This window comes from Mesorhizobium sp. M1423, assembly GCF_040317575.1.
In the GTDB taxonomy this organism is placed as follows: Bacteria; Pseudomonadota; Alphaproteobacteria; order Rhizobiales; family Rhizobiaceae; genus Mesorhizobium.
The window spans coordinates 282,772-298,398 of record NZ_JAMYKU010000002.1; the positions used below are offsets into that span (position 1 = coordinate 282,772).

Genomic DNA, 15,627 nt, shown 5'->3' on the forward strand with positions numbered 1-15,627 from the left:
GACCGCTTGCGCCGCCGCACCCCTCTGCATCTTCCTGTCCGCGCCGCCCCAGCCCGGTCGGCGTCCAAAACCCACTTCGTTATGACGGGCGAACGCAGGCAAACGCGCAGCCGCCGCGGCTGCCCGATTGGCGTACGCTTCACCCTGACACGGAACGAAGGCTTGAGTATCGGAATGGGATATCATGGGGTGTTATGGGCGTCAACGGGAACAGTCTTCAAAACGCGCCTGCCACGACTGGGGAGAGCAGCTTTGACGGCACTCCCGTCTTTATCGTCTATTAAGCCTAACGAAGCGTTTAGAGCCGTGTGGCCCAACCGGAGCCGACTTGCTGCGGATCGCTGCCGCGCATAGCCTCGGCATCTCCTTTTCCGGTCAGTAACGAGGTTTGAAGCCATGTCTGAAACAGCCAAGTCGCGCGCCGCGGCACTTCCTCATCTGCGTCGCGCCGGGCTGGCCAAGGGCGACCCAATTCCCTTGCCCTTGACCATGGCCGCCATTTTCCACGCGCCGGGTGACGCCACCGGCTACGATCAATATGGCCGCTTCAGCAATCCGACCTGGGATGCAGTCGAGCACATGCTGGCGCATCTGGAAGACGCCCCATGCGTCGCCTTTCCCTCGGGAATGGCTGCCATCTCGGCGGTGTTTTTCGGCCTGCTCAAAGCCGGCGACCGTATCCTGCTGCCGTCCGACGGCTACCATACGACGAGAGCGCTGGCAGACCGTTTCCTGAAGTCCTTCGGCGTCGCGTACGATGTCCGGCCGACATCGAGCTTCCTCGACGGCGGCTTTGACGGATACCGGCTTGCCTTCGTCGAAACGCCCGCCAATCCAGGACTGGAAATATGCGACATCGCAGCCGTCGCCGAAGCCGTGCACAAAGCGGGTGCGATGCTTGTGGTCGACAACACGACGATGACGCCTTTCGGCCAGCGCCCGCTCGATCTCGGCGCCGATATCGTCATTGCTGCCGACACCAAGGCGCCGAACGGCCATTCCGATGTGCTGTTCGGCCATGTCGCCAGCCGCAACGCAGATATTATCTCGAGGGTGACCGACTGGCGCGAGACGTCGGGCGCCATCCCCGGGCCGTTCGAGGCATGGCTGGTACATCGCGGCCTCGAAACGCTGGACGTGCGCTTCGACCGCATGTGCGCTTCCGCCGAAATGATAGCGCGACGGCTGAAAGACCATCGCGCAATCAGCGGCTTGCGCTTTCCGGGACTGGAGAGCGACCCATCACACAATCTTGCCCGCGCCCAGATGGAGCGCTTCGGATTTCTCATCTCGTTCGTGCTCGCCTCGGAGGACAAGGCCGAGGATTTCATCAACAACTGCGCGTTGATGCAGGCAGCGACATCGTTCGGCGGCGTACACACTTCGGCCGAACGGCGATCAAAAAGGGGAGATGCCGTTCCGCCCGGCTTCGTTCGCTTGTCGATCGGCTGCGAGCCGGTGGAAGAGCTTTGGCAGGCGATCGAGGCGTCGCTAGACCGCATCGGCACCTGAGCAGCGCGACTACGAATTCAGATCGCCGGCGTCGATCTTGCGCCGGCCGTGGAGAACGCGAACGATTTCGATCGCCTCTTCGCGGACACGATACAAAGTGAGGTATTCGCCGACGATCAGGTGACGGATGCCGGGCGCAATGTCTTCGCGCGGTGCACCTGAGAAGGGATGCAGGGTCAGCAAATCCACCGCCTTTGCAAGAGATCCACGAGGCGAACCGCCGCATTTGGATTCTGTTCGGCAATGTAGTCGACGATGGCTTCGAGGTCGATCAATGCCTGAGGAAGCAGGCGATATTTCACTCCTCAAGGCCTTTGGCCTCGGCCATTTTCAGATATTTGGCGCGCAGCCGTTCCATGATTGGCGGCCCGTCCAGCGCCGGTCCGCTGTCGATCCCCTCCTGCGCCATCTTGCGCAATTCCTCGACCGTGTAGCCGAGCAGGTCGCGCCTGTCCTTCCATTGCCTCAGTGCGTCGCGGATCACCTCGCTCGCCGAGGCATATTCGCCGGCGGCGACCACGTCGTCGACTGCCGCGGCCAACTCCGGCGATAGCGTGATGCTGCGTTTATCGACCTGTCCCATGACGCGCTCCTGAATATCGTCATCAACTGGTACGATTTAATCGCACCATTTTCAAGGAATGTCGCGCTCGATTGCGGGTCGAAAAGTGAATCAACGGCTGCGCCCGAAGACGTAACCTGCTGATATCAGGAGATTTCCTTTTATCGGGGAAACTGCCAGCTGGCCTGTAAGCCGGGTTCTGTATGGCCCTCGCCCCTTACGGGGCGAGAACGTGGCGGCCATTCATCTTGGGCGCATGTTGCCATGCGCCTCACGCAACCTACCCGGACGGTGAGCCGGAAACAGCCCTCGAGGGTTTCCCCTCGCACCGCCCCTATTCGGTCTTGCTCCCGGTGGGGTTTACCGTGCCGCTCCTGTTGCCAGTCGCGCGGTGGGCTCTTACCCCACCCTTTCACCCTTGCCACGATTAGATCGTGGCGGTTTGCTTTCTGTGGCACTTTCCCTGGGGTCGCCCCCGCCGGCCATTAACCGGCACCGTGTCTCCATGGAGCCCGGACTTTCCTCACCCGCAGCCTTTCGGCTTCGCGGGTGCGGCCGCCCGGCCAGCTGGCAAGGCGTATAAAGGGGTTCAGGCCCGAAAACGCAAACGAAAAAGCAAGTTATCGCTTGTCAGGCGGGCGCTCCAAGTGCTGCCAGTTGCACCTTGACCTTGCCGCAATAGGCTGCGGACACCGAGTTCATCCGTGTGGCGCCGTGGCCGGCATTGTATTTCAGGATCGTGCCGCAGGTCGTGCCGCCGCCGAGATCCCGCGCCATGGCAAGGTACTTCATGCCGTATTTGATATTGGTATCGGGATCGTAGAGACCCTGAACCGAACCGCTATAGCCCATCATTCTTGCCGTCGCCGGCTTGATCTGCATCAGGCCGATCTCGCCGGCGCTGCCGACCTGGTTCGGCTGGTAGTTGCTCTCGATCTTGATGACGGCATTGGCGAGCGATACCGGCACGCCGTAGCTGGCGGCATATCGCGCAATGATCGCCGAATACTGTCCGCTGCCGCCGACAACCGCCGCCTGGGGCGCTGGCCTGCTCTTCGGAGCGACTGACGCCGTTGCCATGTGGTCGATGCGTTTGCGGTTACGCTTCACATGCTGTTTGGCGATTGTCTTTCTCGCAGCGGTTGGCCTTTTCGCGGAGACTGGCTTTTTCGTCCTTACCGCGGCCGCTTTTTCCACTTTTGCGGTGGTGGTCTTCTCTATTTTTGTACCACGGGTGGCTTTCGGCATGGCGGTTTTGCCGGCTGCGGCACTGAAGCCTTGATCGGCCCGTTGGCTCAGCGGTGCGCCGTTCGCCGCGCTGAAGGCAAAAGTCATTACGCCGGCAGCAATGGCTGCCGTTAAAACGGTCAATTTCTGCATGTGATCCTGTTCTGTTTGATCTGCACAAAGAACTTCGCGCAGATACCCTCAATCAACATCGGAACATCTGGGGGGATAGAGGTCCGACAATCTGTACGGATCGCCTTTGACGACGGAATTGGCGCCAAAGAAGGCGGCGCAAGTCACTTTAGGTAACAGATTGTAACTTTTAATCTGGGAAAAGATTATTTGAGAGAGGCTATCCTTGCGGAAGCGAGCAGCCTTTCCAGCGTGCGGATCGTCGATCCGTCAGCCATGCCATCGACCAGGCGCTGCCGGAAATGCCGCTGAAATGCCTCGACCACGATTTCGGTCTGCCGGTCGAAAGCGCCGGTGATCTCGACGCCATAACCATAGAGCGACAGCATCGACTGCAGCGCCTCGACCTCGGCGCCGGTATCATCTGGCTTCAGTACGGCGCCGCGCCGGATCGGTGCTGCCGGCACAACATGGCCGACACCGGCGGCAAACAAGGCTTTCCATGGAAATTTCTCGCCCGGATCGACCTTGCGCCCCGGTGCCACGTCGGAATGGGCGAGCACCCGCTGCGCCAGAATGGAATGGCGCTCGACAATGCCGACGCACAGGCCGATCACCGCGTCGATCTGCGGTTTTGGAAAATTGCGATAGCCGAGAGTATGCCCCGGATTGACGATCTCGATGCCGATCGAACAGGAGTTGATGTCGCTCTGTCCGAACCACGAGCTCTTGCCGGCATGCCAGGCGCGATCGCTTTCCCTTACCATCTGAACAATGCGGCCGTCCTCATGGACCAGATAGTGCGACGAGACCTCGCTTGCCGGATCGCACAACCATGCCTCGGCGCCGGCGCCGGTCGCCATGCCGGTGTAGTGCAGCACGATCATATCGGGTCTAAGCGTGCCGCGCCGCGGTCCGAAATTCGGCGATACCCTAACCTCGGCGCTCGGCTCGTCGGGCGGAAAGCCGCTCATGCGTGCCGCAGGCCTCGCTCGATCATCTCATAGGCCGCGTTGATCGCCGCCAGCCTGGTCGTCGCGATCTTGATGAATTCCTGCGGCAGGCCGCGTGCGATCAGCCGGTCCGGATGATTGTCGGAGACCAACTTGCGGTAGCGCCTGCGGACCTCCTCGAACGGCTTCCCACGCTCGATGCCGAGCACAACATAAGGATCGGCGGCGCCCAGATCGACATGCCGCGCCAGGATGCTCTGGTAGTGCGCCTCATCGATGCGGAAGATCTCGGCGATGCGATGCAGGAATTGGCGCTCGCGCTCATGCACCAGCCCGTCGGCCTTGGCGATGTGGAACAGCCCGTCGAGTATGTCCTCCAGCATCAGGCAATTCGAATGGCCCGAACCGCAAAGCTGCGCCATCCGCTCGGCATAGGTTTCGAAACCGGCAATGTCGCGTTTGGCCAAATCGTAGAGCCGCGCCACATTGCGCCTCTGTTCCTTCGGCACCTCGAATATTTCCTGGAAGGCGCGCACCTCGTCTTGGGTGACGATGCCGTCTGCCTTGGCCATCTTGGCCGACAGCGCGATCATCGCCACCGAGAAGGCGACGCGCCGGCGCAGATCGGCATCGCCGGAGAAAACCGTGCGCACGGCTTCGACCACTTCGGCGACGCCTGACGACGCTGAAGATGAAACGCGTGTGACGAAGTCGCCGAGGCGGTCCCAAATCGACATGAGGGTTTCATAGGGCCAACCGCCCATCGCTATCAAGCCAAGACAGTGCCGCAGGGGCTGGCCCAATCGATTTGGCGGAATGCCTGAGGCGGCTGGCGCTAGCGCTCACCCATGGAAAATCCGCAGACGGCAGCCTCGGCGCGCAAACGGCGAGCCTAGCGATTGGCGCCTTGGGTCGTCGTTTCGGCGCCAGCGTCGGCGCACTCGGCCGCAAGGCGCGGGTATCGTAAGCAGCAGAAAGGCCGGCGTGTGAGGCCGGCCTCTCTTGGTTGTCACATCAATTACTGCGCAGGGGCAGCCGGCGCAGGAGCGGGGGCCGGGGCCGGCTCGGCCGGTTTGTTAGCGTCAGGAGCAGCCGGCTTCATCGTCTGGTCGGATGCCGGCGGGTTAGTGCTCTGCGTCGTAGTGTTGTCGGTGCCGCTATCGCTGCAGGCCGCAACGCCAAGCAAGGCAAGCGCCGAGACCGACGCAAGAATGAGTTTCTTCATGATATCTCTCCTCTAATCACGCCACCGTTACCGGCGACGATCGAGAACACAATGCATCAGGTCATGATGAGTTTCGTAACGTTGCGTTTCCGCGTGTAACATCAAGCGCTTGGCCGTACAAAGCGTTGAGCACTAACAGGATGCGTAAAGTGAAAATGCCGGAGGCGCTGCCATGACCGCAAGATGGGATTTCTGGATCGACCGCGGCGGTACCTTCACCGACATCATCGGCCGGGACCCGGAAGGCGGGCTGCATCCCAGGAAACTCCTTTCGGAAAATCCCGAAGCCTATGCCGACGCTGCCATCCAGGGCATTCGCGAACTGCTCGGCGTCCAGCCCGGCACCCCAATCCCTTCCGCGCTGATCGGCGACGTCAAAATGGGCACCACGGTCGCCACCAATGCGCTTCTCGAGCGCAAGGGCGACCGCGTGCTGCTGCTCATCACCAAGGGCTTCCGCGATGCGCTGAGGATTGCCTACCAGGCCAGGCGCGATATCTTTGCCAAGCAGATCATCCTTCCCGAACAGCTCTACGAGCGCGTCGTCGAGATCGACGAACGCGTGCGCGCCGACGGTCGTGTCGAACGCCTGCTCGACATCGCCGACGTGCGTCCTGCCATCGAACAGGCCAAGGCTGACGGTATCGATGCGGTCGCGATCGTCTTCATGCATGCCTGGAAACATCCCGATCACGAAAAGGCGGTCGCCAAAGTCTGTCGAAAGCTCGGATTCTCGCAGGTCTCGGTCAGCCACGAGGTCTCGCCGCTGATCAAGCTGGTCGGCCGCGGCGACACCACGGTGGTCGACGCGTATCTGTCGCCGATCCTGGCAAGGTATGTGCAAAGGGTTGCGGCGGAACTGGGTGCCGCGCCAATCTCCCCCCTGGTGGGGGAGATGTCGGCGAAGCCGACAGAGGGGGGCGCTGTCCCGCCAACATCTCAGTCTGTCACGCCCCCCTCTGCCCTGCCGGGCATCTCCCCCACAACGGGGGAGATTGGCCAATCCCCCCGCCTTATGTTAATGATGTCGTCGGGCGGCCTCACCGCCGCCGACATGTTCCAGGGCAAGGATGCGCTGTTGTCCGGCCCGGCCGGCGGCGTCGTCGGCATGGTCGAGACGGCAAAACTCGCCGGTTTCGGCAAAGTCATCGGCTTCGACATGGGCGGCACCTCCACCGATGTCGCCCACTATGATGGCGACTACGAGCGCGCCTTCGACACCGAGGTCGCCGGCGTGCGCATCCGCGCGCCGATGATGCGCATCTACACCGTCGCCGCCGGCGGCGGCTCGATCCTGCACTATGAGGCCGGCCGCTTTCGCGCCGGGCCGGATTCGGCCGGCGCCAATCCCGGCCCGGCCGCCTACCGGCGCGGCGGTCCGCTTGCGGTCACCGACGCCAATGTCATGCTGGGAAAGCTGCAGCCCGACTTCTTTCCGGCCATTTTTGGGCCGGGCCAGGACGAACCGCTCGACGTGCGGACAGTTCGCGAGAAATTCACCGCACTTGCCGCCGAAATCGGCGACGGCCGCTCGCCGGAAGCCGTTGCCGAAGGGTTCGTCACCATCGCCGTCGAAAACATGGCCAATGCCATCAAGAAGATTTCGGTGCAGCGCGGCTACGACGTCACCGAATACCTGCTGAATTGTTTCGGCGGCGCCGGCGGCCAGCACGCTTGCCTCGTCGCCGATGCGCTCGGCATGGAGGCTGTGCTGATCCATCCCTTTTCCGGCCTGCTCTCGGCATACGGCATCGGCCTGTCCTCGGTGTTTGCGTCACGCCAGCAGGCGCTGCTGAAGCCGCTGGCGGACGATTCCGGGCCGGCGATCAACGAGCTCATCGCAACGCTGCGCAAAGCCGTCATCGACGAACTCGCCGCGCAAGGCATCACCGAAGACGCGGTCGCCTCGAAGCCGGTGCTGCAGATCCGCTATGACGGCACCGATACCGCGCTGCCTGTGAACTTTGGGCACGGCTCGATTGCTGAGGCCAAGGCGGACTTCGAACTGGCGCACAAGGCGCAGTTCGGCTTCGTCTATGACGACAAGCCGATGATCGTCGAATCGGTCGGCGTCGAAGGTACCGATACCGGCAGCACCGGCCGCGACGAAAGCGATTCATTTCTTGAACACAAGGCCGCAAGTCCTTCCGGGGCGCGGAAAATTTTCGTCGACGGCATCTGGCGCGACGCTGGCATCTTCCCTCGCGAAACGCTGAAGCCCGGTAACAAGATCGCCGGCCCCGCTTTGATCATCGAGCCGAACCAGACCATCGTCGTCGAGCCCGGCTGGCAGGCCGAGATCACCGCCAAGGACCATATACTGATGCGCCGCATCGAGAAGAAGCACCGGCAGGCCGCACTCGGCACCGAAGCCGATCCGGTGATGCTGGAGGTCTTCAACAATCTGTTCATGTCGATCGCCGAGCAGATGGGCGTAACGCTGCAGAACACCGCCTATTCGGTCAATATCAAGGAGCGGCTCGACTTCTCCTGTGCCGTTTTCGACCGGAATGGCGCGCTGGTCGCCAACGCGCCGCATATGCCGGTGCATCTCGGCTCGATGGACCGCTCGGTGGAGACCATCATCCGGCTCAATTCCGGCGATATTCACCCCGGCGACGTCTTTGCCCTGAACGCCCCTTACAATGGCGGCACGCATCTGCCTGATATCACCGTGGTGACACCGGTGTTTTCCCTCCCCCTCGAGGGGAGGGTGGCCGCGAAGCGGCCGGGTGGGGTCCTCTCAGAACGCACCACAAGTGCGTCGAGCACTGCCGCAACGACCCCCTCCGGCGGCTTCGCCGCCACCTCCCCCTCGAGGGGGGAGGAGATCCTCTTCTACGTCGCCTCGCGTGGCCACCATGCCGATATCGGCGGCACCGCGCCCGGCTCGATGACGCCGCTTGCCACAACCGTCGACGAGGAAGGCGTGCTGTTCGACAATTTCCGCATTGTCGATCGTGGCCGGTTCCGCGAAAAGGACGTGGAGACGCTGCTCACCGACCATCCCTACCCGGCACGCAATCCGCACCAGAACATCGCCGACCTCAAGGCGCAGATCGCCGCGAACGAGAAGGGCGTCGCCGAGCTGCGCAAGATGGTCGCGCATTTCGGCCTCGCTGTGGTCGAAGCCTATATGGGCCATGTCCAGGACAATGCCGCCGAAAGCGTGCGCCGTGTTCTGGAACGGCTGCCCGACAGTTCCGAATACGAATATCCGACCGACACCGGCCAAATGATCAAGGTGAAGATATCGATCGACCGGCAAAAGCGCGAAGCGACCGTCGACTTCACCGGCACGTCGCCGGTTATGAAGAACAATTTCAATGCGCCGGAGCCGGTCGCCCGTGCCGCGGTGCTTTATGCCTTCCGCGTCATGGTCGAAGACAACATCCCGATGAATGCCGGGTGCCTGCGGCCGATCAATATCATCATCCCCGACGGCTCGATGCTGAAACCCGCCTATCCCGCGGCAGTCGTCGCCGGTAATGTCGAGACCTCGCAGCACGTCACCAACGCGCTGTTCGGGGCGATGGGGGCGATGGCCAACGCGCAGGGCACGATGAACAATCTCACCTTCGGCAACAAGCAGTACCAGTATTACGAGACGATCTGCTCGGGCTCGCCGGCCGGCCGGATGAACGACGGCCGCGGTTTTGCCGGCACCTCCGGCGTCCACACCCATATGACCAATTCGCGCCTGACCGATCCGGAAGTGCTGGAACTGCGTTTCCCGGTATTGCTCGAAGATTTCCATATCCGCGAAGGTTCCGGCGGCAAAGGCAAATGGAATGCCGGCGACGGCACCAAGCGCACCATCCGCTTCCTCGAAAAAATGGAATGCGCGATCCTGTCCTCGCATCGCAACCGCCCGCCGCAAGGCCTGGACGGCGGCGGCGATGGCGAGGTTGGCTCGACCAAGATCCGCCGCAAGGATGGCCGCGTCGAGGTCCTGAAGGCCTGCGATCAGACCATCCTCGACGCCGGCGAGGCAGTCATCGTGACGACGCCGACGCCTGGTGGATTTGGCAAGGCCTGAACTCGCGTCAACAGGCTGTCACCGGCCTGTCATGCCCCTGCGCTACCCGCTTGCGGCAAAGCAAACGGGGAATCGCCTTGCCATGACGGACATTTCTGGAGAACTGGTTTTTCGCCGCGGCAAGGAAGTCGGCAAGGCCGTCTACCAGAACCGCCCGCTGTCGAAAGCCGGCATCTCCGAGCGCTTGTTCGCCTTCCTGTTCTCCGGCCTCGTCTATCCGCAGATCTGGGAAGATCCCGAAGTCGACATGGACGCGATGCAACTCGGCAAGGGCCACCGCATCGTCACCATCGCGTCGGGCGGCTGCAACATCCTCGCCTATCTCACCCGGTCGCCGGGAAGGATCGATGCCGTCGACCTCAACGCCGCCCACATCGCGCTGAACCGTATGAAGCTCGAAGCCGTCCGTCACCTGCCGTCGCAGGGCGACCTTTTCCGTTTCTTCGGCGCGGCTGAGACCGGGCACAATTCGCAGGCCTACGACCGCTTCATCGCACCGCATCTCGACCCGGTCAGCCGCCATTATTGGGAGCGCCGCAACTGGCGCGGCCGTCGCCGCATCGCTGTCTTCGACCGCAATTTCTACCAGACCGGCCTGCTTGGCTTGTTCATCGCCATGGGCCATCGCACCGCAAAATTCTTCGGCGTCGACCCGGCCGGCATCATGGACGCCAAGAGCATCGCCGATCAGCGCCGTTTCTTCGACGAGGAGCTGGCGCCCGTGTTCGAAAAACCGCTGCTGAAATGGGCGACATCGCGAAAGGCTTCGCTGTTCGGCCTCGGCATTCCGCCGGCCCAGTACGATTCGCTGATCACCTCGGGCGACGGCACCATGGCCAGCGTGCTCAAGGCGCGGCTGGAAAAGCTCGCCTGCGATTTTCCGCTGAAGACCAACTATTTCGCCTGGCAGGCTTTTGCCCGCCGCTATCCCAATCCCGGCGAGGCCGCCCTGCCCGCCTATCTCGAAAAGCGCAACTACAAGACGATCCGCAACAATGTCGATCGCGTGGCCATCCACCACGCCAATCTGATCGAGTTCCTTGCCGGCAAGGATGCGGGCTCGGTGGATCGCTTCGTGCTGCTCGATGCACAGGACTGGATGACCGACGACCAGCTCAACGGGTTGTGGGCCGAGATCACCCGAACCGCCTCCACCGGCGCCCGCGTCATCTTCCGCACCGCAGCGGAACCCAGCCTGCTGCCCGGCCGCGTCTCGAATTCGCTGCTCGACCAGTGGCGCTACGAGAACGACGCCTCGCGCGAGTTTTCGGCGCGCGACCGCTCGGCGATCTATGGCGGCTTTCATCTCTACGTGAAGCAGGGCGCATGAGCACGACCGAGTTGCCGGCCAGCCATGCCGAGCTGATGGACGGCGTTTACCGCTGGCAGCGTCATATCTACGACCTGACCCGCAAATATTATTTGCTCGGTCGCGACCGGCTTATCGCCGGCCTGGATGTGCCGGCCGGCGGCACCGTGCTCGAGCTCGGCTGCGGCACCGGCCGCAACATCATCCTCGCCGCCCGCCGCTATCCGGGCGCGCGCTTCTTCGGCCTCGATATTTCGGCCGAGATGCTGGAGACGGCCACCGCCGCCCTTGCCCGCGAAGGCCTCTCCGGGCGCGTCACGCTGGCGTGCGGCGACGCCACCGATTTCGACGCGACGGCGTTGTTCGGCGTCAAAAGTTTCGACCGCGTCTTTGTCTCGTATTCGCTGTCGATGATCCCCGGTTGGGAGAAGACGGTATCCGCGGCACTTGCTGCCCTGGCACCGGGCGGCTCGCTGCATGTCGTCGATTTTGGCCAGCAGGAAGCGCTGCCCGGCTGGTTGCGCACGCTGCTGCGCGGCTGGCTGAAAAAATTCCATGTCGAGCCACGTCAATCGCTGCGCGCGGTTCTGGATTCGGAATCTGCAAGAACCGGCGCAAGCTTCCGTTTCCAAACGCTTTATCGCGGCTATGCGTGGCTCGCCGTGATCGGACCAGGTCGATAGCCAGGATGTGTTGAGATTCAGGTCAGGCCGAGTCGAAAACGGTGGGTTCCGAGAACCGGAGCGGAGCGTACTTTTGGGTACGTGAGCACCGGCCTACCCCGGCCGTAGCCTTAACTGCCACGACCGCTCATGAGTGCTTTGGCCGGCGAAGGCCGGAAGCGCAGGAAACCGCCGTTTGCAGGCCGGCATCACCTGAATCGATACAGCCTAATGCAGCGCCTTGACCAGCGCCGCCGCCATCGCCTGCGGCTGGTAGCCGAGCCTGGCAGGCGTCAGGCCGAGCCGCACCACAACCAGTTGCTCCGAGGGAATGATGGCGACCGTTTGCCCGTCATGCCCCTCCATCCAATACGTGTCCTGGGGCAGGCCTGCGGCAATGCCGGCGCCAGGTCTTTCCTCGTCGCCAGGCCCCTCGATCCATAGTTGCCCCTTGCCATAGACTTTCGAGGCGGCTGCCGGTTCCCGCATCCAGTCGACGAAGCCGGCCGGCAGAATATCCTTGCCGTTCCAGACGCCGCCCTGCAGCAGGAACTGGCCGAAGCGGGCCCAGTCGCGTGCGGTGGCGTAGAGATAGGACGAGCCGACGAAGGTGCCGTGCTCGTCGGCCTCCATGACTGCGCTCCGCATGCCGAGCGGATCGAAGAGCGCGGTCCGCGGCCAGGCCAATGCCTTGTCGCCGATCGCGTCCTGCCACAGCCTGGACAGCATCACCGCCGTGCCGCTCGAATAGGAAAACACCTTGCCGACCTCGCCCGTCAGCGGCTTGGATTCGGCAAAGCCGGCCATGTCCGGTTCGAGATAGAGCATCCGCGTCACGTCGGCGACATCGCCATAATCCTCGTTGAATTCCAGTCCGCTCGACATCGCCATCATGTCGGCGAGGCTGATGGCGGCGCGGCCATCTGCCTTCCAGGGGCCGAACAGGCCCTGGTTGGTCATCGCCAGCTTGCCGTCCTTCAGCGCCGTGCCGACGATCGCCGCATTCACCGTCTTGGTCATCGACCAGCCCAGTAGCGGCGTCTTTTCGGAAAAGCCGTCGCCATAGCGTTCGCCGACGATGCGGCCGTTCTTGACCACCACCACCGCCCGCATGCCGGCGCCGGTCAACGCCGGATCGTCAAGGATTGTGGTGACCTCGGGGTCCTGCGAGGCATCGATCTTGTCGCCCTTCGGCCAGATCGCATCGGCCAGCGGCGCCGGCGTCGATGCAGTTCCCGCGATGGCCTTGGCGGCGGCAACATTGCCGTCGGGAACCGAAACGCAGCCGAGCCCGTCGCGGACGACCGCGACACTCTTGCCGAGCGCGCCGAACAGACCCGCCGAAACCGTTCCCTTCTCCTTGTCCACCGACACTCTCATCAGCTTCAGCAGCGGATGGCCCGGCGCCTGCACATCGACGGCGAGCACGTCGTCGGCGTCTCGCCCTGCGATGAAGACGTTCGAACAGACGATCTTGGCCGAATAGCCGGAACCGACGCGGATCAGTTCCGGCGGCGCGAAATACAGCCAGCCGGCGAGTGTCGCGGCGGCCAGCACAGCCAGGCCCAGCAGCCATTTGACGAACTTCAGAAGGATCTGCATTTTTTTCGAATTCCCCCTGAGCGCGATCTATGTCATCGATTTGCCGCCATTGTTTCGGCAAAATCGCGGCTCTTGTCGAGCGCCGTCAACCGAATATCAACCATGATCGGCGATCACGAGGGACTGGGCGATTCTGTGGGGTGATCGTCCGGCTGGGCTTGCATGCATGTGTCCCAAACTGCGCAACGGTTTGGGAATGCATGAAACGAAGATCCAGGCGCTTCGCGTAAGTCAGTTTCAAACGCGTCGCGCCCGGTCGAGGGGCCACCCGCGGAAAGACCCATCAGCGGCCGGCTGAAACCGGCTCGGGAAGTAGCGATGCGCCGTTTCGCGGTCCTCATCACGCTGATGCTGCTTGGTGCCTGCTCGACGGTCGATGATCTGACGCCATCGCTGTCGTCGCCCAGCGCCCCGACGGTTGCGGTACGCGCGCCCCGTTTTGCCGATTCCGACCCGCATGAATGGGATAGCGGCGCACCGTGGAGCTACGCCGTCCACGGCACCGACGTCTCCAAATACCAGACATCGATCGACTGGCCGGCGGCCAGGGCCAGCGGCATCTCCTTTGCCTTTATCAAGGCTACCGAAGGCGGAGACCGGTTCGATGAAGCTTTCAACGAGCATTGGAGCCGCACGAAGGCCTCGGGTATCCCCCGTGCCGCCTATCATTTCTTCTACTTTTGCACGCCGGCCGCTACCCAGGCGCGCTGGTTCATCCAGAACGTGCCCAAAGACAGTTCGGCGATGCCGCCCGTTCTCGACATGGAATGGAACCCGAAATCGCCGACCTGCAAGCTGCGGCCAGATTCCGCCACGGTACGCAGCGAGATGAGCACATTCCTCAAAATCGTCGAAAAACACTACGGCAAGAAGCCGATCATCTACACGTCGGTCGACTTCTTCGAAGATAATGGTCTATCGGGTTTCCGGGGCTACCCCTACTGGCTGCGCTCCGTCGCCGGGCACCCGCGCCAGAAATACGGCAGCCATCCATTCACCTTCTGGCAGTATACCGGAACGGGCGTCGTGCCGGGCATGGCCGGAAACGCCGACATCAACGTCTTCAACGGCTCCGAAGCCGCCTGGAAGAAGTGGTTGCGGCAGAACACCCGTTGACACCAGGCCTGCCGCCTGCTTTTCGACACAGCCAATGACGAATACCCGCAACCGCTGGTAATCTTCTCGGAAGGATGGCGATGCGATCGCGCTTTGGAATTCTCGCGGCGCTGCTCCTGACCGCCGTGCCGGCCGCGGCACAGCAATGCGGCGGCGATTTCGAGGCATGGAAGCAGGGCGTGGCGGCGGAGGCCAGGGCGGCCGGCGTCGGCGCTGCCGGCCTTGATGCGCTGGAAAACGCCACCCTCGATGAGAAGGCGCTGGCACGCGACCGCGCCCAGGGCGTCTTCACCCAGACCTTCATCGAATTCTCGAACCGCATGATCTCGTCGCACCGACTGAAGCAAGGCGCGGCCAATCTGCAAAAATATGCCGAGGTCTTTGCCCGCGCCGATCGCGAATACGGCGTCCAGGCGCCGGTCATCGCCGCCTTCTGGGCCCTGGAAACCGATTTTGGCGCCGTGCAAGGCGATTTTCATACGCTGAACGCGCTGGTGAGCCTCTCGCATGACTGCCGCCGCCCGCAGTTGTTCCGGCCGCAGATCGTGCCGCTGCTGATGCTGATCGATCGCGGCGTGGTGCCGGCCGACGTGACCGGTGCCTGGGCCGGCGAGATCGGCCAGACGCAGATGTTGCCTTCCGACTATCTCGGCCACGGCGTGGACGGCGACGGCAATGGCCTGGTCGACCTGCGCGGCAGCGCGCCTGATGTGATCATGAGCACGGCCAGCAAGATCCAGTCGCGCGGCTGGAAGCGCGACCAGCCCTGGATCGAGGAAGTCCGTGTGCCCGACGATTTGCCGTGGGAGCAGACGGGACGCACCAACAAGCTGCCGTTGATGCAATGGACCCAGTGGGGCGTTACCAGGCCCGACGGTACGCCGCTTCTCGACAACGGCCTGAAGGCCGGCCTGGCGCTGCCCATGGGTCGCAAGGGGCCAGCCTTCCTGACCTACGACAATTTCGACGTCTATCTCGAGTGGAACCAGTCCTTCACCTATGCCCTGACCGCGGCAAATCTTGCCGCCCGGCTGGGGGGCGCGCCGCGATTCGATCCGCGCAACCCGGAACCCGGCCTCAACGGCGACGAGATGAAGGCGCTGCAGACCAAGCTCGAGGCGAAAGGTTATGACGTCGGTACCGTCGACGGCATCCTAGGCACCAACACCCGCGAGGCGATCCGCAAGGAGCAGATGCGGCTGGGCCTGCCGGTCGACGGCTGGCCGACGCTCGAGCTGCTGGCGAGGCTGTGAGGGCGGTGAATGGTGAATGGTGAATGGTGAAAAGA

The 15,627-nt window shown here is 62.9% G+C and carries 12 protein-coding genes, 1 other RNA gene and 1 pseudogene; 6 read left to right on the forward strand and 8 right to left on the reverse strand.

The window, feature by feature from the left end; all coding sequences use genetic code 11:
* Window positions 1-396: 396 nt before the first annotated feature.
* A complete protein-coding gene (locus tag NKG95_RS04165; RefSeq protein ID WP_353040021.1) occupies window positions 397-1,512 on the forward strand; it encodes a cystathionine gamma-lyase in 1,116 nt (371 codons plus the stop codon).
* Between the two features lie 9 nt (window positions 1,513-1,521).
* Here NKG95_RS04165 and NKG95_RS04170 read toward each other — a convergent pair.
* The 7 genes and pseudogenes from NKG95_RS04170 to NKG95_RS04200 form a co-directional block, all read right to left on the reverse strand.
* A pseudogene (locus NKG95_RS04170) lies at window positions 1,522-1,814 on the reverse strand (type II toxin-antitoxin system RelE/ParE family toxin).
* Entirely contained in the window at window positions 1,811-2,095 is a 285-nt protein-coding gene (locus NKG95_RS04175) for a type II toxin-antitoxin system ParD family antitoxin (RefSeq protein ID WP_352481543.1), read from the reverse strand. The pseudogene NKG95_RS04170 and the gene NKG95_RS04175 overlap by 4 nt, the downstream one beginning before the upstream one ends.
* A gap of 151 nt (window positions 2,096-2,246) precedes the next feature.
* An RNA gene (gene rnpB, locus NKG95_RS04180) (RNase P RNA component class A) lies at window positions 2,247-2,645 on the reverse strand.
* Between the two features lie 59 nt (window positions 2,646-2,704).
* Window positions 2,705-3,454, reverse strand: coding sequence for a lytic transglycosylase domain-containing protein (locus NKG95_RS04185; protein WP_353040022.1), 750 nt, complete (start codon window positions 3,452-3,454; stop codon window positions 2,705-2,707).
* 185 nt (window positions 3,455-3,639) lie between these two features.
* Window positions 3,640-4,407, reverse strand: coding sequence for an N-acetylmuramoyl-L-alanine amidase (locus tag NKG95_RS04190; RefSeq protein WP_352844526.1), 768 nt, complete (start codon window positions 4,405-4,407; stop codon window positions 3,640-3,642).
* On the reverse strand, window positions 4,404-5,123 hold the full coding sequence (locus NKG95_RS04195; RefSeq protein WP_023721214.1) for a J domain-containing protein: 720 nt from the start codon (window positions 5,121-5,123) through the stop codon (window positions 4,404-4,406). Before NKG95_RS04195 ends, NKG95_RS04190 begins: the two co-directional genes overlap by 4 nt.
* A gap of 281 nt (window positions 5,124-5,404) precedes the next feature.
* The gene (locus NKG95_RS04200; RefSeq protein ID WP_023721215.1) at window positions 5,405-5,611 is read right to left on the reverse strand and encodes a hypothetical protein; all 207 of its coding nucleotides are present in this window, start codon (window positions 5,609-5,611) and stop codon (window positions 5,405-5,407) included.
* A 172-nt stretch (window positions 5,612-5,783) separates the two neighbouring features.
* On the opposite strand from NKG95_RS04200, the gene NKG95_RS04205 reads away from it, so the two are divergent.
* Genes NKG95_RS04205 through NKG95_RS04215 form a run of 3 tightly spaced genes read left to right on the forward strand, consistent with a single transcriptional unit; the run spans window position 5,784 to window position 11,642 of the window.
* Window positions 5,784-9,650 carry a hydantoinase B/oxoprolinase family protein gene (locus NKG95_RS04205; RefSeq protein ID WP_353040023.1) on the forward strand — a complete coding sequence of 1,289 codons (3,867 nt, stop codon included), beginning with the start codon at window positions 5,784-5,786 and terminating at the stop codon, window positions 9,648-9,650.
* Between the two features lie 31 nt (window positions 9,651-9,681).
* Window positions 9,682-10,980 (forward strand): BtaA family protein, encoded by a 1,299-nt coding sequence (locus NKG95_RS04210; protein ID WP_353040024.1) that lies wholly within the window; start codon window positions 9,682-9,684, stop codon window positions 10,978-10,980.
* Window positions 10,977-11,642: a class I SAM-dependent methyltransferase gene (locus NKG95_RS04215; RefSeq protein WP_353040025.1), complete on the forward strand. Its 666-nt coding sequence runs from the start codon at window positions 10,977-10,979 to the stop codon at window positions 11,640-11,642. The genes NKG95_RS04210 and NKG95_RS04215 overlap by 4 nt, the downstream gene beginning before the upstream one ends.
* 207 nt (window positions 11,643-11,849) lie before the next feature.
* Here NKG95_RS04215 and NKG95_RS04220 read toward each other — a convergent pair whose 3' ends face one another.
* Window positions 11,850-13,223: a serine hydrolase domain-containing protein gene (locus NKG95_RS04220; RefSeq protein WP_353040026.1), complete on the reverse strand. Its 1,374-nt coding sequence runs from the start codon at window positions 13,221-13,223 to the stop codon at window positions 11,850-11,852.
* A 318-nt stretch (window positions 13,224-13,541) separates the two neighbouring features.
* Between NKG95_RS04220 and NKG95_RS04225 the strand changes: the two genes are divergently transcribed.
* Together NKG95_RS04225 and NKG95_RS04230 are read left to right on the forward strand one after the other, a co-directional pair.
* Entirely contained in the window at window positions 13,542-14,339 is a 798-nt protein-coding gene (locus tag NKG95_RS04225) for a glycoside hydrolase family 25 protein (protein ID WP_352815712.1), read from the forward strand.
* Window positions 14,340-14,419: 80 nt separating this feature from the next.
* The gene (locus NKG95_RS04230) at window positions 14,420-15,592 is read left to right on the forward strand and encodes a lytic murein transglycosylase (protein WP_353040027.1); all 1,173 of its coding nucleotides are present in this window, start codon (window positions 14,420-14,422) and stop codon (window positions 15,590-15,592) included.
* Window positions 15,593-15,627: the final 35 nt, after the last annotated feature.